The sequence below is a fragment of the Trinickia fusca genome (assembly GCF_003628145.1).
GTDB classification, from domain to species: Bacteria; Pseudomonadota; Gammaproteobacteria; order Burkholderiales; family Burkholderiaceae; genus Trinickia; species Trinickia fusca.
On record NZ_RBZV01000002.1, the window covers coordinates 158,814 to 183,268 of the forward strand.

Sequence of the window (24,455 nt, forward strand, 5' to 3'; positions counted from 1 at the left end):
GGCCTTTCATGTCGACGACTCCGCTTGCAGCCCCGCCCGGCTGGCCCTTCGCCGAATCGCCGTTTCACCGCGGCGAGCGCGCCGTCCAAGCGCGCGTCGGCGTGCTCGAGAAGATGAACGTGCAGGCACGCCGCGGCATCCGCGACTTCATGCCCGACCAGCATCGGCAATTCTTCGCGCAACTGCCGCTGCTGATCGTCGGTACGATGGATGAAGCCGGACAGCCGTGGGCATCGGTGCTGACCGGTGAGCCGGGGTTCGTCTCGTCGCCGCACGCGCGGCAACTGGACGTGCATGCTGCGGCAGGCTTCGCCGATCCGCTGCACGGCACGCTCAAAGCCGGCGCGTCGATCGGCCTGCTCGGCATCGAGCCGCATACGCGGCGGCGCAACCGCATGAACGGCACCGTCGTCCGTCATGATGCAAACGGCTTCTCCGTCGGAGTCAGCCAAAGCTACGGCAACTGTCCGCAATACATTCAAGCGCGCAAACCGATGTTCGTCGGCGACGAGGCCGAACGCAACGCGCCGCAGCCCGTCTTTCGCACCGATCGTCTCGATGACGCCATGCACGCGCTCGTCGCGAACGCCGATACGCTCTTCATCGCGACGGCATTCACCGGTGATGCGGGCGGCACGTCGCCTGCTCGCGAGCATGGCGTGGACGTGTCGCATCGTGGCGGCAAGCCCGGCTTCGTGCGCATCGACGACGCGCAGACGTTGACGGTGCCCGACTTCGTCGGCAACTTCTTCTTCAATACGATCGGCAACCTGCAAGTGAATCCGCGGGCCGGCCTGCTGTTCATCGACTTCGCGAACGGCGATCTCCTCTACTTGGCGGTCGAAGCGCAGATCGTTTGGGATGGCGAAGAGGTCGAGGCCTTTGCCGGCGCCGAGCGACTCTTTCGCTTTCACATCAAGACGGCACTGCGCGTGGCGAATGTGCTGCCGTTGCGCTGGGGAGAGGCCGAGCTGTCGCCGCTGCTCGCGCGCACGGGCTCGTGGAGCGAGGCCGCACGCCGCCTCGAGGCCGAACACGCTCCCAAGCACGGTGATCGCGAGTTCGTCATTACGCGGATCGAAGACGAGAGCACGCTGATTCGCTCGTTCTATCTGACGCCGACCGACGGACAAGCCGTGCCGGCTCACAAGCCCGGCCAGTTCCTGCCGATCCGGCTCGACGTACCCGGCCAAGCGTCGCCCGTCGTACGCACGTATACGCTGTCGGATGCACCGAACGGCCACGGTTATCGCATCAGCGTCAAGCGTGAAGCGCACGGCACGGCATCGCGCTGGCTGCACGATGAAGCGCGCGTGGGTACGACGATCAAGGCGCGCGCCCCAAGCGGCACGTTCACGCTGGACCTGCAATCGAAGCGTCCGGTGGTGCTGCTGTCGGCCGGCGTCGGCGTCACACCGATGATCGCGATGCTCAACACGGTGCTCGTCAACGATGGCCGCTCGCGCTATCCGCATCCGATTCACTTCATTCACGGCGCACGCGACGGTCGTGCCCTGGCTTTCGGCCCGCACGTGCGCGCGCTGGCCGCACGCTATCCGAACCTCTCGGTGCATCTTCGCTTGAGCACGCCCGATGAAACTGATCGCATCGGCGAAACGCACGACAGCGTCGGGCGAGTCGACCTTGCGCTGATCAAGCAGCTGCTGCCACTCGACGATTACGACTTCTACTTGTGCGGGCCGCTCGACTTCCTGCGCTCGCTGGCCGACGCGTTGCGCTCGATAGGCATACGCGACGAGCGGATCAAGCAAGAAGCGTTCGGCTCGACCGGCCCTGCCGAGCCGCCTCCTCATGCCCAACCGCATGAGGACGCCAGGCTCGAAGGTACTGTCGTCGAATTCGTGAAGTCCGGCAAACAGGCGCTGTGGACGCGCGAGCATCGGTCGTTGCTCGACGTGGCGATATCGGCTGGCGTCGACCCGCTCTACAGCTGCCGCGCGGGAAACTGCGGCACCTGTGCGACTCGCCTGCTCGACGGCGAGGTCACTTACCGCATGCAGCCGACGGCCGAGCCCGCCGCCGACGAAGTGCTGATCTGCTGCGCCATGCCGAAGCGCGATGTTTCATCGACGGACAACGGACAGCGCATACGCGTGGCGCTCGATCTATAGCATCGGCCATCGTCAACGGCAGCGCATCACTGCGGATCCAACAGATTGCGCAGCATGCGCTGCGGATTGGCGAAAAAAGCACGCAACACCTGATAGTGCTCGGTGTCTTCGTAAGCGACACGCGAAACGCCATCCGCGTCGAACTGATAGATCCAGGCATCCGGATACGCCATGAGGATCGGCGAATGCGTCGCGATGATGAACTGTGAATCGTCGACGACCAGATCGTGAATGCGCGCGAGCGCGGCGAGCTGGCGCTGAGGCGACAAGGCCGCCTCCGGTTCGTCGAGCAGATACAAGCCCCTCCCACCGAAGCGATTCATCAACAGCGCCATGAAAGACTCGCCATGCGACTGCTCATGCAGCGAATGGCCGCCGTACGAATTGATGATCGGTGGCCCGAAAGACGGCTCGTCATCGAGCCGCTCGATTTCGGTGGCAAGGTTGAAAAAGCTCTCCGCGCGCAAAAAGAAGCCGTCGCGCGGCTTCCTTATTCCTTTTGCAATCCTAAGATAATCGACGAGATTCGAATGCGAGGCGCGTGTGCCGAAGCGAAAGTTCTTCGTGCCGCCTTCGGGATTGAAACCCATCCCCACGGCAATCGCCTCGAGCAGCGTCGATTTACCCGAGCCGTTCTCGCCAATGAAGAACGTTACTTTCGGATGCGGCTCTAGCGTCTCGAGCGCGCGAACGGACGGCAAACAAAATGGATATCGCTCGAACGAGTCGATTTTGTCGCGCTGTAAGGTAATTCGGCTGATGTACTGAGTGGAAATCATGGCTACCGACGATGGGCCCGTGTGGCAGCCATTTTAAGCATTTGCACTGGGTGGAGCCTCCATTAATCGCTGCGCCCTAGCTGTCTATCGCGCGGCGCACCGTGCAATGAAGCGCCCACGTGCTACCTCCCTCTGCAGACGCTTACCTAGCTTACGGGAAGCATTCGACCGAGAACCACTTCCTCGACGCGACGCGTATTTTTACATTACTTTTATACCCCGGAAATTAGCATCTCCATTCAGGCCGATCGGCAACGACGACCTAAAGCCGCGCGCAAAGATCACGGGGCCGCGGACTTGTTTATGGCGCCTTTATGGCGACAACATTACCGAGTGAAAGGAAATTTGTGGAAAAAAACCTAGAAGAACCGGGAACCTCTGCGGTAACGGCCCCGGGCACCTCCCTCATACCGGCACTCACCTACGAACTAAAGCCTGAACATCAGATGGACCTGAGCAGGTTGAGCAGCGAACAAGTCACCCGCGTCAATCAAATCGTAGCGAGCGTGGCCTTTGACGACACGAACAGTCTTTTGACATTCGGCGCCGACGCTCAGCAAGCCTTGAGCGCCCATCTGGACGAATTGCTCACCGGGTTGCGGACCAATCAAACCGGTCGTGCCGGCGAGATCACCCTGGCGCTCGCCACGACGCTCAAGGATCTGAACCTGACGAAGGTACAGGCAGAGATCAAAGACAGCGGAGGCATCGCGAGCGCGCTCGGGAAGCTCCCCGTCGTCGGCGGCTGGTTTTCCGCACTGCGCGCGCTCCACGAGAAAAGCAAGGAAATCTCCGATCACCTCGATGCGATCCTGCGTAAGGCTCAGTCGGATATGGTGGAGATCCGCTCGTGGAACGACAAGCTCGACCGGCTCGTCGAGAACACGATCGAGCACATTCAAAATCTCGAACTGTATATGGCGGCCGGGCAAATCATCATCAAGCGGGCCCGAGTCGAATTCCAGGACCGCCGCGATAAAGCGCTCGAGACGAAGAACGTCCTGGAAATTACGCGCCTGCGCGACTTCGCGGAGCGCCTGAACGCGTTCGAGGCCAGAGTCGTACGGGTTCACCTCGGCCACACTCGCTCGATCGTCGTCGTACCCGAGATCAGGACGACGCAGACTGCCGCCTTCATCGAGATGAACAATCTCATGGACAGCATCCTGTTCGATCTGCCCGACCTGAAGAGCGCCATCATTCGCGTCGCTGCGCTCGGCAAGATCGCCAACGCATCGCACGACACCCAGATGCGCCGCGACCTCCGACGCGAGCTCGACGGCATCGCAAGCGACCAGTTGCAGACGACCTATCTCGCCGCGAAGGAAAGCCAAGGCGATTTCGCGGCCGATGTAGCCGCCCTTGCGCAGTCAGCCGACAAGTTGCTCGAGACGATCCGGCTCGGCGAAAAAATCGACGAAGCCAACGCGCAAAAACGCGTCAAGGCACTTGAAGACCTCTCGGGGCTGAACACCCGTTTCAAGGAGGGGCTGATCGAGGCCGGCAACCGATTCGTCTCGCCATCATCGGCACAGTAATCCAACCCGCTCGCGGAGAAACGATGTTTCAGATTCAAGGATTCTTCAACCCGTACCTGCCCGCCGGGGAAACGCGACTCGATGCAGTCCTGACCGTGACGTCCGATACGAAGGCGGTATCGACGTCGACCAATCGGAAGGTCGTCGGCTTTGTCCTCGACGTTTCCGGCTCGATGCGAGGTGAAAAACTCACGCAGGCGAAGCTCGCCGCCCGACGCGGCATCGATATGCTGCCGGAGGACGTCTGGTTTTTCGTGGTGGCCTTCTCGGGCACGGCAACGGTCGTGGTTCGAGCCTGCCCTGCCACTGCCGCCAACCGGGAGCGCGCCCATCATTCGATCCAGAATCTCGATGCCGGCGGCAGCACCGCCATGTCGCGCGGCCTCGAGTTCGCCCTGCGCGAAGTTCAGAGCAGTGGCGCCGAGATCGCAAGCGTCTACTTCGAAACAGACGGCGACAACAATCCCGACGACAACGAACTCCTCCCCCAGGTCCTCGCGGACTGCAAGGGAGTTTTCCAAGCGGAGTGCCGCGGCATCGGCACGGACTGGAAGCCCGAGCAATTGCGTCGTATCGCCTCTGCCCTGCTCGGCACGGCAGACGCCATCCCCGACCCGGCTGGCCTCGAGCGGGATTTTCAAGCGTTCCTGGCGCGCTCGCTCTCCAAGGGGATTGCCAACGCGACGCTCAAGCTCTGGTCGCCCAAGGTCGTGAAAGTCACGACCGTGAAACAGATGAGCCCCGAGATCGCCGACCTGCTCCCCCTGGCCGTGCACGTGGACGACAAGACGATCCATGTGCCGCTGGGATCGTGGGGCGCCGAAACCCGCGACTACCAGGTGGCGTTTCAACTCCCGGCGGGAGCGATCGGCGACGAGATCCTCGCGTGCCGGGCAGCGGTCGTGTACCAGGATGGCTCGGACGAAATCAAGGTCGACTGCGGCCCGATTGCGGTCGCCTGGTCCGAGGACGCCGCGCTGACGACCCGGATCGTCAAGGAGGTGGCGCATTACAACGGCCAGTCCGAACTGGCTGCTTCGATTCAAGAAGGTCTCGAGGCGAAGGCTCAAGGCGATGAAGATCTCGCCACGCGGCTTCTCGGTCGCGCGGCACAGATTGCGGCCCAGTCCGGCAACGAGGAAGTCACGCGTCGTCTGAAGAAGGTCGTGGACGTCGTGGACGCAACAGCCGGCACGGTTCGACTGAAACGCGCGGACAAAGGTGCCGAGATGGAGCTCGAGCTGGGCGGTACCCGCACGGTGCGCCGGAGCAGTGGCGCTGCCCCGGTGGCTGGTGAACACGCCTGAGTCGCGAGGATCGCAATGAATCTTGTTTGCCCGAAAGGCCACGTGTCCACCGATGCCGACTTCTGCTCCGAATGCGGCACCCCCATGCAAAAGGGAGCCTCTGTGCTGCGCGGCGTCCCGGCCTCGGCGACGCCGCCCGCAGCAGCCGGCGGCAACGCGCAAAACTGTCCGGACTGCCTGACGCCGCGGCCCGCGGGCGCGCGATTTTGTGAAGTATGTCGTTACGATTTCGTCGCCGGCAAATCGTTCTCCGGACTTGCTGCGTCCACACCGGGCGAAGCATCCACGCCGCCCCCAGTGGCTTCGACTGTGACAGGTGACGACACCACGCCAAGCCCGGCAGCCGACACGCCCGCAGCCATTACCGCCGCTCCGACGGCTGATCGCGTTAGCGACGATCTCGTCGAGACCGACATCGCACTGGCGGCAGCAACAGCTGCCGCGTCTGCACCGGCCGGTGTCGCCGCTGTGCCCGCCTCGAGCGCCGATGTCGGCGCCCAGCGACTGAAGCTGCGCATCGTCGTCGACGCCTCGCTCTACGTCGAACCCTCGCCCGACACGCCCTGCCCGATCGACACACCGCCGAAGGTCTTCCATCTGGATCTCGACGAAAACACGCTCGGCCGTCAATACGAGGGGAAAGGTATCCACCCCGAGATCGTCATCCACGATCCGGGTATTTCACGTCGACACCTGAAATTCGTGCGGACGGCCTCCGGTGGCTACACCGCGCTCGAACTCGGCTCGTCCAACGGCACGCTTCACAACGGTGCACCGCTCGATGCGGGTATCGAAAAGCCAGTGAAACCAGGCGACCAGTTCACGCTCGGAATGTGGACCCGCGTATTCGTCGAAGCGCGCTGATCCCGTTCTCACGCATAAGAAGGAAAAAAAAATGTCCTCCGTTCAGTCCCTGACTGCGGCTGCCACTTCGCAGCAGCTCGATGCGTACTCGCGCGTGCCGTCGCAGTTGCGCGCGAGGCAGCTCATCATCGCGCTACTGTCGCTGCTGGTGGCCTTCATAGGATGGCTCGCCTACCGCCAGTACGAGTCGGTCGTCCAGACCATCGGCCGCGACTCCGAGCCCTCCATCGTCGCGGCGGAAAACATTCGCAGCACGCTCGGTGACGCGCACACCGACTTCGTCAACGCATTCGTGACCGGTGAGGGCGCGTCGGGAGACAGCATCCGCCACTACCGGAAGGCGATCACCTCGGCCAATGATTTCCTCGTTTCCGCCTCGCAGAACATCACCTATGGTGACGATGAGCGCCGCCCCATTCTCTCGGTACTCAATAACCTGTCGGAATACCAGACCCTCGTGGGTGGCGCGCTTGCCGGTTCGGGTAACCTCGATGACGTACGCGCAGCGGATGCGGTGATGCGCGAGCGGATCAACCCGGCGGTCGAGGCATTGGCGGACGCCAACTTCGACCATCTGCACGAGGCCTACAACCATGGCCGGAAGATCGCACGAATCTGGGGGATGACTTTCCTGGCCGTCGCGTTCGTGCTTCTGCTCGTGCTCATCGATACCCAGCGCTTTCTCGCGCGTAGGTTCCGGCGCGTGATCAACCCTTTTATCGCGGGCGGCACCGCGGTCTTCGTCATCAGCGTGATCGGCTTCGGCAGTTTGGCCAGCGGGGTGCTCTCGAACATCCGTGTCGCAAAAGAAGATGCGTTCGACTCCGTGTACGCACTCTCGAAAGCACAAGCGCTTGCCTACGCCGCGAATGCGCAGGAGAGCCTCTATTTGCTCATGCATGACAAAGCGTCGGAGCAAGCGCTGCAGGCCACGCTGTTCCAGAGCACGACGGACAAGCTCTTCCCCTTCGGCATCAAGGACAAGAGCCCGTTACCCGCCGACCTCAACCAACTGAAGGGTCACGGTCTCCTCGGCGACGAGCTGGCCAATATCACCTTCGACGGCGAGGAAACGGCGGCGCGCGCCACCGTCGCTGCCTGGCTCGACTACATGCGCATCGACGGGAAAATTCGCGAGCTCGAGTCGTCAGGGCATCACAAGGAAGCCGTCGCGCTATGCCTCGGCACGCAACCGATGGAGTCCGATTGGGCGTTCGAGCGGTTCACACATGCACTGAAGGCCACGTCCGACATCAATCAAATCCAGTTCGAAGCCGCGGTGGATCGTGCCTTCGGCAATGCACGCCTGCTCGGCTTCCTGCTCTTGCCGATACTGATCGCGCCGCTCCTCGGGTCGATTCTGGGGCTTGCCCAACGGCTCGCGGAGTTCCGCGAATGACTGAAGCTGAAGCGCTGCTCGAGGTATGGCGGGGCCGGCTGGCACTCATCTCGTCGAACCTGAACGAGCTTGCCTCGAGCGAAAGCACGAAGCGCGTCCGGATCAGGGCTCGACAAAATGAATACAAGGGGCGAACCAAAGAGCAGGCAGATCGCGCCATCGAACTCATGCGTGCCTTGTCGGACGACTACCTGCTTCTTGCCAATGCCGTCAACGACGCCAACGAGGCGCTACGCGGGGGATTCTTCGTCAACCGTGAAGCACGCCTCGAACGCGTGAGCGCCCTGTTGGGGAGCGGTGCGATTTCCCGCGCTACCGGCGCGGTGCCCATTGCCAACCGCGCTCTGCTGGGCTCGGCCCAACACGCCGATCGGCTGTCCGCGGATGAACTGCTCGCCTTGATGGAGTCGGAATTTGCGTCGGCGCGCGACGCCCTTCACGCGATCGATCAGGCCGAGCAGCAAAACAAAATGGCCATCGAGGCACTTAGGCGCGACTACGAGAGACTCGATACGGTCGCGGCATCGTTGGGCGTGACATCGGACAGGCCGTCGTTCATCGAACTGCAGGATCTCGGACAGGATCCCCTGGCGGCGACGGCCGGGATCGAGGCCATGCGGCGTGCCCTCGAGACATGGGCCGCCCTCATCGGCAAGACCACCCAAGCCAAAGAAGGCGCGACAACCGGCATCGCGCGCGCAGGCGCCACGCTCGGCGAGCTGCGCGGCATGAGCGCGCGCTACGAGACCGAGCGGGCGAAGGTCGAGTCGCTGCTTGGCACCGAAGCCGCTGCGACAGTCCCTCCGTTGCCCGCCGATACGGTAGGCATGCTGACGAGATGGTTCGAGACGTTGCGCAGCAGTCTCGAGCAAGGACACTGGACCGCGGTGAACGTCGGCCTCGCGCATCTCGAGGCCGCCTTGGAGGAAGCGACGGCCGCCGCGGAAAAGGCGCTGGTGGGTGCGCGCGGGAAATGCGACGAGCTCGACGATCTGCGCGGCCGGTTTTCCGCGCTGAAGGCAAAGGAAACGGCCATCGCCGCGCAAAGCCAACATCAGCTCGGCACCGAGGCCATCAAGGCGGAGATCGCCACCGCGCTCTCCGCGCGCCCCGTCGACGTACCCATGGCAGTCGAAAGGTTACGGCAGTATCAGATGCTGCTGTCGGGGCAACTGCAGTAGGCCTCCAGAAAAAACGGATACAACAGGAGTTTCCAAATGGCAAACGCGTGCACCTTCTGCGGCGGCACGATCGTCGACGGTGTCTGTGAAGATTGCGGCAAGCCCGCCAAGGCGGCGACGCTCATCACCGCCAACATGGGCGGCATGGAACACGTGGCATCGGTTCAACAAGCGGCTCAACAGCAAGACACGCTCACGACGAACCGGACCGGGAAGTCGACCCGCTTCACCGTCCACTACCCTACGCGCGGCACCGGCACGAACGCCACCAAGACCACACGGCGCCGCGCCGATGTATCGACGCACACCAGCACGCGCCGCAATGCGCTTGGCGGCGGCCTGATTTCCCTCCCCGATCTCCCGAGCCTCGACCCGTTGACGTTGCTCATGGCCACGCCCGAGGTGCCCGCGCACAAGCGGCACTGCGGGAAGTGCGACGTGCAGGTCAACCGCTCCAAGGGCTTTTGCCCTAACTGCGGCACGCCCTATGACTTCGAGCCTCATCTCAAACAAGGCGATGTCGTCGCGGGCAAATACGAGGTCAAGGGCCCGATCGCTTTCGGCGGTCTTGGCTGGATCTACCTGGGGTTCGATACGGTGCTCTCGCGCTACGTCGTCCTCAAGGGGCTGCTGAACGCGAACGACGAAGCAAGCGCTGCCGCCGCGGTGGCCGAGCGCCGCTATCTGGCGGCCGTCAAGCACCCCAAGATCGTCGGCATCTACGATTTCGTCAACGAGGGAGCCGAGGGCTTCATCGTCATGGAATACGTCGGCGGCCAGACGGTCCACAGCCTGCGCAAACAACGCGGACCGCTGCCCGTTGCCGAAGCGATCGCCTACATCCTCGGCATCCTGCCCGCCTTCTCCTACCTCCACGCGCAAGGGCTCGTGTACTGCGACTTCAAGCCCGACAACGTGATGATCGAGGGGGGCGACGTCAAGCTGATCGACATGGGCGCGGTGCGCAAGATCGGCGACCCGAACGGCGACATCTACGCGACGGTCGGTTTCTGTGCGCCGGAGGCCGACAACGATCCCACCGCCGTGTCCGATCTCTACACGCTCGGGCGTGCCCTGGCGTTGCTCATCATGGACTTCAAGTACGCGTCCACCTATGAGCACGCGTTGCCCTCGCCCGACGAATGCGTCGTGCTGGCGGAAAACGAGTCCCTGTATCGCTTCCTTCTGCGCGCCACGCACGTCGACCCTGACGAGCGTTTTCAGAGCGCCGATGAGATGGCCGAGCAGCTCTTCGGCGTTCTGCGCGAAATCGTCGCGCTACAGTCGGGCCCGAGGCCGGCGGACAGCAAGGTGTTCACCGGCGACGGACTGATCGATGCGACTGTCGATCAACTGGTGTCGACGCCCCTGCCGCTCGACCTGCCCTCGCTTCGCGTCAACCTCGAAGACCGGGCGGCGACCGAGGTCATTCGTATCCTGAGCCTGATGGACCCGGTGCAACAGGAACGCGAGTTCCGCGCGTTGGTCGCGCAATATAGGGAGCGCGCAGTCGAGCCGAAGCTTCGGCTCGCTGAACTGCTGATTCGCAATGACCGGTTGGCGGGGGACGCTCGCGCGTCCGATATCTTGTCGACGCTCGATTCGCTCGATGCCGCCGACCCATTCGACTGGCGTCCCAGCTGGTTCCGCGCCATATGGTTCTTGACCTCGAATGAGGCATCGAAAGCGCTTCCGCTCTTCGAGCGGTGCTATTTCGAAATGCCCGGCGAACTGGCCCCTCGGCTTGGAATGGGTATCGCTGCGGAGATGGCCGGCGAAGTCGAGCAGGCACTGCCTTACTACGAGCGTGTCGGCCGTGTCGATCCATCGTATGTCAGCGCCCACGCCGGCGCGGCGCGCTGCCACGCCAAGGCTGGCCGCCTTGGTGACGCGATCGCCGCGCTCGAACAAGTGCCCGATACCCATGCTTTGCGCAGCCAAGCCCAAATGGCGATAGGCGAATTGGTGCTGGCTCACCCCGCCCTCGTCGACGACCCACTTCTGCAACGAGCCGAGGCCGCGGTCAACGCAGCGCTGAGTAACGGCGGCAGCGCCCACCAGATCGCAGCACGGCTACTCTCGTTCGCGGCGAGCCACCTGAAGAACCTCACGTGGCCCGCATCGACACCGTTCCTTGGCGGCAACTTCGACGAGAACGCGCTGCGCATCAATGCCGAGGGCCGATTCCGTCATGCGGCGCGGCATGCCTCCTCGCGCGAGGAAAGGTGTTTCCTCGTCAGCGAGGCCAATAGCATTCGCCCGGTCACGCTGTTCTAAGCGTCGAGGCGCAGGGAGACTGATTTGAGTAATTGTATGAAATGCGGTGACGTCCTTTCCGCCAGCGCGGCGTTCTGCGAGAACTGCGGCAGCCCGGTGGGCGCCGGCAACCGACTGCTGTGCCACGTGGATGACGAGGGCGCCGTCAACGTCGGCGGGCTCCCGTCCGCCACCTCTTCGGTGCGTGAACACGTCGACACGAAGGTCATTGGCGAGGTTGCCACATCGGCGACTCATCGTGGCCGCCGCCATCGAGACAATCAGGACTCGGTGGCGATCGCTCGGTTCGCCTATGGCGTGGCGCTCGCGGTGGCCGATGGGGTCTCCACCTCCGCACGTGCACGCGACGCGGCCGACGCGGCCGTGCAGGTGGCGCTGGAAGTGCTCGGAGCGTCCCACTCCTGCGACGACGAAGTCATGCTGGCGGCGGCCAGCAGCGCGCACGAGGCAATCTGTCGTCTTCCGTACGAACCAGACCCGGATCTCGCCGAGCCGCAGGCAACGATCGTGTTGGCCTTGGTGCAAGGAGATCAGGTGCGGTATGCGTGGGTGGGCGACTCGCGTCTGTATCTTGTCACCGACCAGGACGCCATCGCCCTCACCGACGACGATTCCTGGCTCAATGAGCAGGTGAAGTCGGGGGTACCGCTCAGCACGGCGATGAAAGACGTGAACGCCCACTGCATCACGCAATGCCTCGGGATGCGCGACGCGTCCCCGGAGATCCACGTCGGCGCTGCGCACGTGCCCGAAGGTTCACGGCTCGTGCTCTGCTCGGATGGGCTCTGGAACTACCTCGACTCCGCCGATACGCTGCTCACGCTCATGCGCTCGCGGGGAACGGTGGATACGCTCGAGGAGCAAGCCGTGCGGCTCGTCGATTTCGCCAATGCATCGGGCGGGCAGGACAACGTCACCGTCGCGCTTTATCGGGCGTAGGTTTTCTACGATGATGCCCTTCCGAATTCACCTCAAGTTTTCATAGCTTGACGTCGTTAACCAACGGCAATCGAATCGATTGCCGACCGTCAGAGCGGCTGATCCGACACCTCACGATCAGAAGCGCAATGCACTAATAAGGATATCTAAACATCTAAAACGTTGTGCAGAGTCTGGGCGGATTTTTTGCAAACATGAATAGAGCATTGCCAGGTAATGATTAAGGAACTGTCTATTTCCGTATTGTGCTTGTCCATCTTGGCCGGCTGCGCGGTCACACCACCGATGTCACTGACAAAGCAAGAGCAGCACGAGCTTGGTGAACTGCGTGGCACCGTATTCATTCCGCAGAACACGTTATTGGTGACGGTCACGCCGACAAACCCCGGGGCAACGGGGCTGCTCGGCGCTCTGGTTGCAGCGGGCATTGATGCCGCTCGACGTGCGAACGCCGAATCGACCGCAGCACCCATGCTCGAGCAGCTCAAGAGCTACGATTTCCGTGCGGTGATGAAACAGGCATCTAATGATGCGATCGGGACGCTGCCAGACATCAAGTTCAGTGCTCCGCTTGACGTGGACACGGTCAGCTCGGCCTCGGAAAAACGAATTGTTTTCGACAAATCGACGGCGAGTGCGGTCTTGTTTGTGGACGTAGGTTATCAGCTGCAGTCCGGCAACCTTTATGCGTCAGCCAATGCAGTCATGTTTCCGAAATCCGACAAGCTGATGCAATTCCGTAAGAGGCCAAACGAAGCGGACCCGCTTGACGCGGGGAATGCGATCTATCGGCAGACGTTCAGCTTCAGCAAGCAAAACGTTTCCGCTTCCGACATCCAGGGCGACTTGACAGAAGCAGCGCAAAGTCTCGCATCACAGATCGCGGCCGATCTGAATCATCCTCTTTAAGCTCACCAATCAGCCCTCCCCGTCGAAGGACGGGGACTCGCCCGTTAGCACGGCTCCGTGACGAGAAGCGGCAGCTTATTCACGATAACGTCAATGTCCTTCCGGCCGTAACTTTCGCTGTACGAGGCAGGCTCATCCTTATCGTCGACAATACAATATCGCCGCGACAAGTTGTTATTTATTGTTACATATACGGCGTCCGCAGTTAGATGCAACGCAAGCGTTCTCTATATGTTGCAGCGCAAACTGCCAAGCAAAGCGATGCGATAATTGTTTTTCTTCTTGACCCACAGCGCCGTTTGCGATTCCATTACGGGGATTCGTAGTTGCTGCGCAGTAAACAATACGTAAAGCGTCTATCAGGATAACACCACCGCATCCAGGTATTTTTTATACCATGAAATTTCGCAAACTTCATCCTTTATGATCACCATGGATTCCAAGCTACGCGAATTAGGCATTGAACTCCCTGCTGTAGTCCCGCCACCGGGCAGCTTTCTGCCTTACGTCATCAGCGGCAACTACCTCTATCTTTCAGGCAAAGGGGCGCCCCGCCGACACCTGCACCCGGGGCAAACGGTGCCCAAAGTAGGTAGAGAGGTCAGTACAAAAGAAGCAAGCATCTATGCGAGGGAAATTGGCATTTATTTTCTCGCCTTGATCAAAGAGGCATTGGGCAGCCTGGACCGTGTCGAGCAGGTCGTTAAAGTGCTCGGGATGGTCAATGCCGTGGAAGACTTTACCGAACACACGGAAGTCATCAACGGTTGCTCCGATCTACTGGTTCAGGTTTTCGGTGCCCGGGGACAGCACACTCGCTCGGCGGTGGGAGTCAAGTCCCTGCCCAAAGGTTTTGCCGTGGAAATCGAAGCGAAGGTGGAAATACGCAATCCCTAGTCCGCAGCAACAGGAAAAGATCTTTCCCCTGACATCCTCCCGGCAAACCCGGTGACAGCCAATTCCATTGGGCCGTTACGCTGTCACCTCATGCTCCAGCATTCTCCCCCCGAGTATTCGGCCACCTTTTATAAAAAGAATCGCCATGCATACAGAAGACCGAGAAAGCACCCCGACCAAATCTGAAGACCGGCAACAACCCCGCGCTCACACCCGAAGGGATTTTCTGGAAAACCTGGGCCGGGTGGCCGGCGTCGGGGCGACCTATGCAGCCATGACCGGCCTGGGCTTGCTGAGCACGCCAGCCCAAGCCGCTGACCGCTCCCCGCAATTGCCCCGGGTTACCGAACTCTCCAACAAGGTTGGCAAAGGTAAGTCGGTGGCCATCATCGGTGCGGGAATCACCGGCTTGACCCTGGCGTACGAATTGAGCCGACTGGGATTTAGCGTCACCGTGCTGGAAGCCACTTCGCGCCACGGCGGCCGCTCCCGTACGGTAAGGGGTGGAGACCGTTTGCAAGAATACGGTGGCATTCAAGAAGTGCGCTGGGACAAGGAAGAACACCTGTACGCCAATATGGGGCCCGCCCGCATTCCCTATCACCACCAGACCGTCATCGGCTATTGCAAGGAATTCGGTGTTCCCCTGGAGGTATTCGTCAATGAGAACCGGGGCTCATTGATCCATGAAAGCAAAGCTTTCGGCGGTACCCCTGTGGAAAACCGCTACTTTGTGCACAGCACCCGCGGGTGGATGTCCGAGTTGCTGGCCAAAGCGGTCAACCGCCAGGCGTTGGACGACGTACTCAGCAGCGAAGACAAGGAAAAGCTGCTGGTCATGCTCAAGGGATACGGGGAATTGGATTCCAAGTACCAATACCCTGGCGCCAGCCGGGCGGGCTACCGGGTCACCCCTGGCGCGGGCCTGGTTGCGGGAGAGCTCAACCCTCACGCCTCCCTGCAGGATCTGCTCAGCAGTGAGTATGCCAAGTCCAACCTGAGTTTCACGGAAGAGTGGAATCAAGCAGCGACGATGTTGCAGCCGGTGGGAGGCATGGATCGCATCGTCCAGGCCTTTGCTAAACGAGTGCAGCAATACATCCGTTACGACAGCCCCGTTACCAGCCTGCGCAAAGTCGGGGACCGGGCGCGTGTCGCCTATCGAAGCAAAGGAGAGGAACGGGTGCTCGATGCCGATTTCGCAATCGTCACCATCCCCTTCCCGGCCTTCACCAAAGTTCCCAATGACTTTTCAGCGGCCCACCAAGCCGCAATGAAGAGTTGCCAATACACCCAGGCAGTGAAGATCGCTTTCCAGGCCGACCGACGTTTCTGGGAAGAAGATCAGCATATCTATGGAGGCATCTCTTGGACTGATCAGGACATCGGCGAGATGATGTATCCCTCCGGCGGCCTGATGAGCAGGAAGGGCATCATCGTGGGTGCATACATCCGGGACGACGGCGTCGGAACTCGCTATGCCGCGATGAGCTTTCCAGAGCGTATCGAAGGTGCCCTGCGATGTGGCGAACAGATCCACCCCCAATACCGCCGGGAAGTCAAAAACGGGGTGTCCGTGGGCTGGCCCAAGGTCCCCTATCAAGATGGGGGCTGGGCAGTATGGAGCGATGCCGCCCGGGCCGAGCACTATCCGGTCCTCACCCAGCCGGACGGGCCACTCTACCTGGCCGGTTGCCAAGTCAGCTATCTGCCCGGCTGGCAGGAAGGCAGTGTGCTGTCGGCGCATACCGTTGCCGCAGCGCTGGTGGATCGCGTGAGTGCCCGTGCTGCGGCCTGATGTTCGTCGTCCGTCAGCGCGAATTTGAGTCCAGCTAGCGGTCGGGGCTCAATGGGCGCGAGGTTGCGTCCGCAATGACTAGTTGCGGACGCAACCGATTCGACCACGGCGCTCGGCGTCGATGCGGCTACCAGCCGAATTTCAACTCCGCGCCAAGATAATCCGCATTGCGCCCGCCCGCGGCGCGAATCGCGTCGCCAACCTGGAAATGCACCATCTCGAGCGCCGCCGCCAAATTCGCCGTCACCGCCCAATCGGCGCGCAGCTGCGTGTAGAAACCGGTCCAGTTGCCGCCCCGACCCGCCGTGCCGGGCACGGGTGACCCACCTTGCGCGTAGACCGCGTCCGCCGTCGTCTCGCGCCACTGCAGTCCGACGGCCGCGAGCAGCGTGAGCGCGTTGCTCGGCTTCAACGTGATCGACGGCTTCACGTGGATCAGGTTCGTATAGCCGGTATAGCCGGCGAGCGCGAAGTAGTAGCCGTTCGGGAACAGCGGATTGAACGTCTCGATGCGGCCGTCGTGTGGATGCCGGTCGCCCGATGCAGCGTCGACCTGCAAGCCGACGCGCGGCGTCCAAGGCGCCTGCGCAAACGAATAGCCCGCGAGCGAGCCGACCGCCCATGCTTCGATACGCTGCGAGCCAACGTGCCCCGACTGAACCATGCCTTCGACGTCCCAGTCCACGTTCTGCCTCTTGCCCGCGTACCGGGCATCGAAGACGTCCCGATGCTCTGCGCCCGCGCCGTCGAGAAACTGCGCCTGGGTCCGGTTGTACCGCGAGTAATACGCGGACAGGTCGCCCGGCCCCACGCCCTGACGCTCGATGCGCACGCCGCTAAATGTGAGGTTGCGGTTCGACACGTCGTCGAACGCATGATCGTCGCGATACTGAACGGGCTGCGTCGCATAGCCGATCAAGCGCCACGGCCCCGCTTCCCAATCGGCCCAGATCCCGTCGAACGCCTGGCGCACGTTCGGGCCGTCGCGTACCGATACGAAGCGCTGCAAGTCGAACGCCATCTCCTGGCGACCGATCCGCGCCTTGAAAATGCCGGGACCGATCGCGTCGACGTAGGTCGCGAATGCCTGGCGCAGATCCATGCGATTGCGATCGACGGGACCGACGTCGTCCTTGCCGAACGTGCGCGCGTCTTCGAGCTGCACGAACGCTTGCACGTGTCCGACGATTCGCAGGTCGGCATGGACCTGCGCACGCTGCAGCACGTAGGTGTCGCTGCGTGCGTGTCCGAGGCCGAACAGCGGCGCGTCGTTCACCTCGAGCCGCTCGCGCAGCACCGCGCCGAGCGACAGATACGTATCGCTGCGGCCGAAGAACGGCATGTACTTCAATGCATCGAGCGGCCGGCGCGGCACGCACGGATCAGCGAGCGCCGACCAATCCTCCTGCCAGCGATTGAACAGGATCGCCGGACGCGTCTTCGTGCACGACGATGCGCCCGTCGATGCAGGGGCCGCAGCCGGCGCATCCGCCGCGTACGCGCGAACCGGCGCGAGCAGCGACATCAGCGCCCAGCAACAGAGCGCTGAAGCACGGCACATCGTCATTTCGCGTCGTGCACTTCGGCGATATAGCCGCCGGGGAACGCGAGCATCGCGGTGCGCCCGGCCGGCGTGCGATAGGGCTGAACCAGCACCTTGACGCCTGCCGCCTGAGCCTTCGTGAGCGTCGCATCGAGATCGGTGACCGCGTAGCCGGTCATTTCTCGACCGTACGGGAACGGCAGTTTGCCGTCGGTCACGAACGCGGCGACGCGACCGAAGGTCGAATCGATCACGATCTTGCGAACGTCCGTGCCTGGCCGGCCAATTGCGCCGCCGTCTTCGTGACGATTGTCGGAGACGACCTTGCCGTGCGAGAAGCGAACCCAGCTCCTGACGAAATGATTCGCCTCACCCTGCGACAGATAGACACGATTGTCCGGGACCGTCTCGAGTGGCGCGTAAGACGGCGCCTTCCGGTGCCAATAAAGCTGCATCATCACGCCATCGGGCCAGCGAACGACGGCATCGCGGCCGATCGGATCGTCGAACGAATCGACGACGATGTCCGCACCGTCCGTGCGCGCCGCTTTCACGGCGTCGTCGAGATCCGTCACCAGGTAGCCCGTGCGCTCGGCGCCGAACGGATAGGGAATCGGGGTCTTGAAACCGAATACGGACAGCATCCCCACCGGCGTCTGCACGTATTGCGAGAGCGTTTCGCTTGGTGTCGGCGTAACGGTGAGCGTCACGGGCGGCGACGCCTTTCCGCCGAACGTCGCGACGAAGCTGTCGACGAACGCGCCCAGATCGGACTGCGCGACGTAGACATGCGTCGTGTCGTACTGGGGGCCGACGGCAACCGATGGCGCCGACGCGGCCGCACGCGCCGATTCGGTGGATGCGCCCGCGTCCGCATCCGCGAAAGCGGCGGGCATCTGCGCGAGGCCGAACATCAAGGCGGCCAACAAGGCCGAACGTACTCCAAAGCGTCGTGTTTGCATGCTTGATCCAATGAATGGTGAAGTGCTCGACAAGCCGTGCGGGCGTCTGCTGCGCATCCACACGGCCTTCGATCCGGCATCTCGGAACCGAGGACGAATCCACAGAAATTCAGCTGGCGATCGTTCGGGGGCCCAGCCCGCTCACACCGCCCAACACGCGCAGCCGAGCGCGCCCCAGAAGCTCTTCAGATCGGCGACCGGCAGCTTGCTGCTCCATGCAGTCGCATGCCGATGCGCATGAATGCCGCATTGGTTCGCGCATCCGCATGCCTGTGCCGCCTGCCTGACCACCTGCTGCAACGACGCCCCACCTGCCTCGTCTCCCCAAGCCGCATAGCCGCCGAACACGCGCGCGGGCGACCAGTCCGGCATCGCGGGCGGCGGCGCACCTTCGTCGATGTCGGCGAACGGCCCCGAGCCGTAGACGACCTTGCCGCCGACGACGGTCAACAGCGACGTCGCATCCGCGATGTCGGCTTCCGGGCACGCGAAGAAATCACGGTCGGGCACGATCAGATCCGCGAGCTGCCCCACCTGGATCCGGCCTTTCTTGCCGACTTCGTTCGAGAACCACGTGACGTTCTCGGTCCACATGCGCAGTGCGGTTTCGCGATCGAGGCAGTTCGCGCGCGGATAGAGCTGCATGCCGCCAACCGTCTTGCCGGTGATCAGCCACGCGAGCGACACCCACGGGTTGTACGACGCGACACGCGTCGCATCGGTGCCGGCCGACACGTTGACACCCTTCTCGAGCATCCGCTTGACGGGCGGCGTCGCTTCGGCCACGCGTGGGCCGTAGCGCTCGACGAGGTATTCGCCCTGGTACGCCATCCGGTGCTGCACCGCGATCCCGCCGCCCAGCGCCGCGATCCGGTCGATCGACTCTTCCGAAATCGTCTCCGCGTGATCGAAGAACCAGTTGAGGCCTTCAAGCGGAATGTCCCGGTTCACACGCTCGAATACGTCGAGCGCGCGGCTGATCGTTTCGTCGTACGTCGCATGCAGACGCCACGGCCAGCGGTTCTGCGCCAGTACACGCACGACCGCTTCGAGTTCGCCTTCCATTTCGGGTGCAAGATCAGGGCGCGGCTCGCGGAAATCCTCGAAGTCCGCCGCCGAAAACACCAACATCTCACCTGCGCCGTTATGGCGGAAATAGTCGGTGCCGTCGTGGTATTTCGACGTCGCGGTCCAGTTCAGAAAGTCCTGCTTCTCTTCCTTCGGCTTCTGCGTGAACAGGTTATAGGCGAGTCGGATCGTCAACTGATCGTCCTTCGCCAGCTGCTCGATCACGGCGTAGTCGTCCGGATAGTTCTGGAACCCACCGCCCGCGTCGATCGCGCCCGTCACGCCGAGCCGGTTCAACTCGCGCATGAAGTGGCGTGTCGAATTGAGCTGATACTCGAACGGCAGCTTTGGCCCCTTTGCGAGCGTCGCATACAGAATCGCCGCGTTCGGCCGCGCGAGCAGCAACCCGGTCGGATTACCCGCAGCGTCGCGCATGATCTGACCGCCCGGCGGTTCCGGCGTGTCCTTCGTATAGCCGACCGCGCGCAGCGCGGCGCCGTTGAGCAGCGCACGGTCGTACAGATGCAGGATGAAGACCGGCGTATCGGGCGCGGCCGCGTTCAGCTCGTCGATCGTCGGCAGACGCTTCTCGGCGAACTGATGCTCGGTGAAGCCGCCCACCACGCGCACCCATTGCGGCGCGGGTGTCACGGCCACCTGGCGACGCAGCATCGCCATCGCATCGGCCAGGCTGCGTACGCCGTCCCAGCGCAGCTCCAGGTTGAAGTTCAGGCCACCGCGAATGATGTGCAGATGGTTGTCGATCAAGCCCGGCAACACCCCCTTGCCTTGCAGATCGATGATCCGTGTAGTCGGGCCCGCCGACGCAAGCACCTCGTCGCCGCCGACAGCGACGAATCGGCCGCCCTTGATCGCGACTGCGCTCGCGATCGGATTCGAGCGGTCAAGTGTCGTGAAGCGCCCGCGATGCAGGATCAGATCGGGGTTGGCGTGTGCGGCGGTGTCAGCCATGGCGCTGCTCTCCGGATGACGAATCGGATTGACGGGTGGTCGCAAGCTGCGCAGGCGCATTCGGCGCCTTCGGACAGGTCGGCAGTTGACCGAACATGTGCGGTTTGACCTGGTTCTGGTACCAGGAAGTCGACGTCTCGTTGCTGCTGATGAGCCGCTTGACGAGCGGCGGCACCTGCTCGCCGGCGAGGATGCCGAGCAGGCCGACGAGCGCGATGACAGGAGGCGCCGGTGAGCGCACGTTGAAGACGCCGTAGAGGATGCCCACGAGCAATCCCATGGCGAGCGACAAAACATAAACTTTCATGATTAGCAGTCCAAATTAAATAACCGTTCTCGTGGTCGATGCACCAGGCTGTCGCGCGAGCGATGAACCTGCGTCGGCTCGCTCGCGTCTCGGTCCGTTGCGACGAAATATCGCATGCGCAAACGCGCTCGTATTGAACGATTGTCGCCAGTTTTGAACGATTGCGATGTGGCTGCGACAGCGATCGCGTCATGCGCGCGTCCGCGCGGCACGCATCGGACTCCTCGCCAAGTTTCCGCACTAATGTTCAAGACGGCCGGCGATTCCCTCTCTAGCATCCATCCCGCAGCGAATCGTTCGCATGCGACACGCTCGCATTTCAATCCCGCCCTGAACGGCATCACCCCGGAGACTGTCATGTCCGATCCGAAGCTCGAAGTCCTCACTCCGCACAACTGCCAGTTGATCTTCATCGATCAGCAGCCGCAAATGGCGTTCGGCGTTCAGTCGATCGATCGCCAGACGTTGAAGAACAACGTCGTCGGCCTCGCAAAGGCCGCGAAGATCTTCAACATCCCGACGACGATCACGACGGTCGAATCGGAATCGTTCTCCGGCTTCACGTATCCGGAGCTGCTCGACGTGTTCCCCGATCACAAGCTGCTCGAGCGTTCGTCGATGAACTCGTGGGACGACCAGAAAGTGCGCGACGCACTGAAGGCGAACGGCCGCAAGAAGGTCGTGGTGTCCGGCCTGTGGACCGAAGTTTGCAATTTGACGTTCTCGCTGTGCGCCATGGCCGAAGGCGGCTACGAGATTTACATGGTCGCCGACGCATCGGGCGGCACCAGCAAGGAAGCGCACGACTACGCAATGCAGCGGATGATCCAGGCCGGCGTGGTGCCGGTCACGTGGCAGCAAGTGCTGCTCGAATGGCAGCGCGACTGGGCGCACCGCGAAACGTACGACGCCGTGATGAAGCTCGTGAAGGAACATTCGGGCGCTTACGGTATGGGCGTCGATTACGCCTACACGATGGTTCACAAGGCCCAGCAGCGCACCGCCAGCAAGCATGAGGTGCTGGCGCCCGTTCCGGCACGCTGACCCGGACGGACAGGCGCGGCGCGTCCGATATGCAAGCGGACGCGCCGCCGATTCAGGTCGCCGATTTTCTTCGCCTCGACCGCTGTCTCCGTCAGCGCTCGAGCGCCTCCGGCATGCGTTCGGCTAGAAACGCAATGAACGTCTGCACCTTCCGCGAATGCCGCCGGTTCGGCAAATACGCCGCATAGACTTGTGCGTCGCCACCTGGCGGCGTCACGTGCCACGATTCGAGCAGCGTCGACAGGCGACCCGCGACGATGTCGTCGTGCACGAGCCACGTCGGCACGAGCGCGATGCCCTGTCCGTTCAGCGCGGCTTCACGCAGGATGTCGAGACTGTTCGCGGTCAATCTGCCGCGGACTTCGATCTTCTCCGACCGGCCATCTCGGCTAAAAGTCCAGCTCTGCCGCCCTTGCCGATACGGAAAGCGCAGACACCGGTGCGAGGCGAGATCGCTCGGCACGGCCGGCGTGCCCACCTCGTCGAGATAATCGTGGCTCGCGACGACGATGCGCCGATTCTCCGTCAGCTTGCGCACGACGAGGCCAGGGTCCTGGGTCGGCGCGCCGATCCGCACGGCGACGTCGATGCGGTCGGTCGCGAGGTCGAGAAACGCATCGGACACGACGAGATCGAGCGACACCCGAGGGTACGCATCGAGAAAGGCCGAGAGATGCGGGCCGAGCACGATGCGCGCATACGTGACGGGCACCGATACGCGCAGCGTGCCGACGGGCTCGCTGCCGGCATCGGCGACGCTCTCGTCGGCTTCGACGAGTTGCGACAACAGGCCACCGATCTGATCGAGATAGGTCGCGCCGGCATCGGTTAGCGTCACTTGGCGCGTCGTGCGCGTCAGCAGCGTGACGCCGAGCGAAGCCTCCAGCGCGTCCATGAGCCGCGTCACGGATGACGTCGCGGTGCCGAGCTGCCGCGCCGCCTTCGAAAAGCCGCCCGTGTCCGCGACGACGGCGAAGGCCTGCAGCGCGAGTAATTTGTCCATGTCGTTCCTATTGCGAATCGCGCAACGCCGGTTTGCTGTTTGCCGGCATTCCGCATCTTATCCGCGCTGTCTACGCTGTGCACATTCCGATCGCAAGCACTGAGGCACACTGATGAATACTCCACGACAGCCACGCGCAGTCATCGTCGGCGGCTCGCTCGGCGGCCTGTTTTCCGCCGCGTCGCTGCGCTCGATCGGCTGGCACGTCGATGTCTTCGAACGCTCGCCGCACGAACTCGACAGCCGTGGCGGCGGGCTCGTCCTGCAGAGGGATGTGCTGGACGCCTTCCGGTTCGCCGGCGCAGCGTATGCCGGGCCGCTCGGCGTGCGAAGCGAATATCGCCAATTTCTCGACGCTCATGGCGAGATCGCTCAGCGCCGGCTGATGCCGCAGACACAGACTGCATGGAGCACGATCTACGGCACGATCAAGGCGAGCCTGCCGGACGGACTGATCCATTCGGGCGTCGCGTTGACCGACATCGTCCACGAAGACGCGGGAATCCGCGCGCGCTTCTCGAACGGCGCAGACATGCGGGCCGATGTGCTGATCGGCGCGGACGGCCCCGATTCGACGATGCGTCGGCTGCTGCTGCCCGGCAGCGCCCCTAACTATGCAGGCTACGTCGCGTGGCGCGGCCTCGTGCTGGAGCCGCGTCTCGATGCGGTAGCGGCCGCCCAACTCACGAACGCGTTCACGTTCCAGCAGGAAGCCGGGCAGCAGCTGCTTGCCTACCTGATCCCCGGCGAAAACGGCTCGACCGTGCCGGGCGAGCGACGCTGGAACTGGGTGTGGTATCGCCGGCTGCCCACCGGCGACGCGCTGAGCGCCGCCCTCACCGATCGGCACGGCATCGTCCGCACGCATTCGATTCCGCCCGGCGCGATGAGCGACGCGCAGCGCCGCATCCTGCTCGACGAGGCCCACGCGCATCTCGCGCCCGCGCTCGCCGCACTGGTCGCGGCAACCGACGCGCCGTTCATGCAGATCATCCAGGATTACCAGGCGCCGCGCATGGTGTTCGACCGCGCAGTGTTGCTCGGCGATGCGGCATTCGTCGCGCGGCCGCATACGGGCGCGGGCACGGCGAAGGCGGCAAGGAACGCGGTGTCGCTCGCCCGCGCGATCGATCAATCCGGGGGAAACGTCGATCGCGCGCTCGCGGCCTGGCAATCGGAGCAATGGCAATACGGCATGCAGTTGACCCACTGGGGCGTCGCGCTCGGCCAGCAAATCATGGGCGACGGCGACGCCTTGCGAGCGGCGTGACACGAGCGGTTCGATGCCGACGATGGCAATCGCGGATCGCCCGCCGACGGCAACACTCGGCGCTCATCGGCGTCGGCACTTTGCCTGGCTACCCGGCCCAAGCACGTTGCGCCCAGCGCAACGCCGGATTGCCGCCGCGCACGATTCTCGATCGGGGCGGCAACCCCTAACCTTAGCCCCACTTGACCACGCATCGGCGGATGCAGGCCAGCACACTCCGCCCTCGCCGATGCCACGTCGCCCGGCGCCACCCGCGGTCCGATCCG

Annotated in this window: 19 protein-coding genes; 13 read left to right on the plus strand and 6 right to left on the minus strand. The window is 62.9% G+C overall.

Going from position 1 to position 24,455, the window contains the following annotated elements; all coding sequences use genetic code 11:
* Nucleotides 1-8: 8 nt before the first annotated feature.
* On the plus strand, nt 9-2,132 hold the full coding sequence (locus D7S89_RS05300) for a 2Fe-2S iron-sulfur cluster-binding protein (RefSeq protein WP_121276370.1): 2,124 nt from the start codon (nt 9-11) through the stop codon (nt 2,130-2,132).
* Nucleotides 2,133-2,158: 26 nt separating this feature from the next.
* Here D7S89_RS05300 and D7S89_RS05305 read toward each other — a convergent pair whose 3' ends face one another.
* Nucleotides 2,159-2,911, minus strand: coding sequence for an AAA family ATPase (locus D7S89_RS05305; protein ID WP_121276372.1), 753 nt, complete (start codon nt 2,909-2,911; stop codon nt 2,159-2,161).
* 446 nt (nt 2,912-3,357) lie between these two features.
* On the opposite strand from D7S89_RS05305, the gene D7S89_RS05310 reads away from it, so the two are divergent.
* From D7S89_RS05310 to D7S89_RS05355, 10 genes are all read left to right on the plus strand, one after another.
* A complete protein-coding gene (locus tag D7S89_RS05310; RefSeq protein ID WP_183085104.1) occupies nt 3,358-4,449 on the plus strand; it encodes a toxic anion resistance protein in 1,092 nt (363 codons plus the stop codon).
* 23 nt (nt 4,450-4,472) lie between these two features.
* Nucleotides 4,473-5,756: a VWA domain-containing protein gene (locus D7S89_RS05315; RefSeq protein ID WP_121276376.1), complete on the plus strand. Its 1,284-nt coding sequence runs from the start codon at nt 4,473-4,475 to the stop codon at nt 5,754-5,756.
* A 15-nt stretch (nt 5,757-5,771) separates the two neighbouring features.
* A complete protein-coding gene (locus D7S89_RS05320; RefSeq protein WP_121276378.1) occupies nt 5,772-6,620 on the plus strand; it encodes a double zinc ribbon and FHA domain-containing protein in 849 nt (282 codons plus the stop codon).
* A gap of 31 nt (nt 6,621-6,651) precedes the next feature.
* Complete coding sequence (locus D7S89_RS05325) at nt 6,652-8,019, plus strand: hypothetical protein (RefSeq protein WP_121276380.1); 1,368 nt, start codon at nt 6,652-6,654, stop codon at nt 8,017-8,019.
* Nucleotides 8,016-9,200 carry a hypothetical protein gene (locus D7S89_RS05330; protein WP_121276382.1) on the plus strand — a complete coding sequence of 395 codons (1,185 nt, stop codon included), beginning with the start codon at nt 8,016-8,018 and terminating at the stop codon, nt 9,198-9,200. Before D7S89_RS05325 ends, D7S89_RS05330 begins: the two co-directional genes overlap by 4 nt.
* Nucleotides 9,201-9,236: 36 nt before the next feature.
* Nucleotides 9,237-11,477, plus strand: a complete 2,241-nt coding sequence (locus D7S89_RS05335; RefSeq protein ID WP_121276384.1) for a serine/threonine-protein kinase — start codon at nt 9,237-9,239, stop codon at nt 11,475-11,477.
* 36 nt (nt 11,478-11,513) lie between these two features.
* A complete protein-coding gene (locus D7S89_RS05340) occupies nt 11,514-12,416 on the plus strand; it encodes a PP2C family protein-serine/threonine phosphatase (RefSeq protein ID WP_121276386.1) in 903 nt (300 codons plus the stop codon).
* Between the two features lie 216 nt (nt 12,417-12,632).
* Nucleotides 12,633-13,325 (plus strand): hypothetical protein, encoded by a 693-nt coding sequence (locus tag D7S89_RS05345; RefSeq protein ID WP_147426596.1) that lies wholly within the window; start codon nt 12,633-12,635, stop codon nt 13,323-13,325.
* 432 nt (nt 13,326-13,757) lie between these two features.
* Nucleotides 13,758-14,222: a RidA family protein gene (locus D7S89_RS05350; RefSeq protein ID WP_245982711.1), complete on the plus strand. Its 465-nt coding sequence runs from the start codon at nt 13,758-13,760 to the stop codon at nt 14,220-14,222.
* A 145-nt stretch (nt 14,223-14,367) separates the two neighbouring features.
* On the plus strand, nt 14,368-16,020 hold the full coding sequence (locus D7S89_RS05355) for a flavin monoamine oxidase family protein (RefSeq protein ID WP_121276392.1): 1,653 nt from the start codon (nt 14,368-14,370) through the stop codon (nt 16,018-16,020).
* Nucleotides 16,021-16,147: 127 nt separating this feature from the next.
* Here the strand turns inward: D7S89_RS05355 and D7S89_RS05360 are convergent, their stop codons facing one another.
* The 4 genes from D7S89_RS05360 to D7S89_RS05375 all read right to left on the minus strand — a co-directional run bounded on the left by D7S89_RS05360 (nt 16,148) and on the right by D7S89_RS05375 (nt 20,872).
* Nucleotides 16,148-17,587, minus strand: coding sequence for an alginate export family protein (locus tag D7S89_RS05360; protein WP_183085105.1), 1,440 nt, complete (start codon nt 17,585-17,587; stop codon nt 16,148-16,150).
* Nucleotides 17,584-18,477, minus strand: coding sequence for a VOC family protein (locus tag D7S89_RS05365; RefSeq protein ID WP_121277308.1), 894 nt, complete (start codon nt 18,475-18,477; stop codon nt 17,584-17,586). Before D7S89_RS05365 ends, D7S89_RS05360 begins: the two co-directional genes overlap by 4 nt.
* A gap of 189 nt (nt 18,478-18,666) precedes the next feature.
* Nucleotides 18,667-20,565, minus strand: a complete 1,899-nt coding sequence (locus D7S89_RS05370) for an amidohydrolase (RefSeq protein WP_121276394.1) — start codon at nt 20,563-20,565, stop codon at nt 18,667-18,669.
* A complete protein-coding gene (locus D7S89_RS05375; protein WP_121276396.1) occupies nt 20,558-20,872 on the minus strand; it encodes a XapX domain-containing protein in 315 nt (104 codons plus the stop codon). The genes D7S89_RS05370 and D7S89_RS05375 overlap by 8 nt, the downstream gene beginning before the upstream one ends.
* A gap of 357 nt (nt 20,873-21,229) precedes the next feature.
* Between D7S89_RS05375 and D7S89_RS05380 the strand changes: the two genes are divergently transcribed.
* Nucleotides 21,230-21,916, plus strand: a complete 687-nt coding sequence (locus tag D7S89_RS05380; protein ID WP_121277309.1) for a hydrolase — start codon at nt 21,230-21,232, stop codon at nt 21,914-21,916.
* Nucleotides 21,917-22,007: 91 nt separating this feature from the next.
* Here the strand turns inward: D7S89_RS05380 and D7S89_RS05385 are convergent, their stop codons facing one another.
* The gene (locus D7S89_RS05385; protein ID WP_121276398.1) at nt 22,008-22,919 is read right to left on the minus strand and encodes a LysR family transcriptional regulator; all 912 of its coding nucleotides are present in this window, start codon (nt 22,917-22,919) and stop codon (nt 22,008-22,010) included.
* A 112-nt stretch (nt 22,920-23,031) separates the two neighbouring features.
* On the opposite strand from D7S89_RS05385, the gene D7S89_RS05390 reads away from it, so the two are divergent.
* Nucleotides 23,032-24,189 (plus strand): FAD binding domain-containing protein, encoded by a 1,158-nt coding sequence (locus tag D7S89_RS05390; RefSeq protein WP_121276400.1) that lies wholly within the window; start codon nt 23,032-23,034, stop codon nt 24,187-24,189.
* Nucleotides 24,190-24,455: the final 266 nt, after the last annotated feature.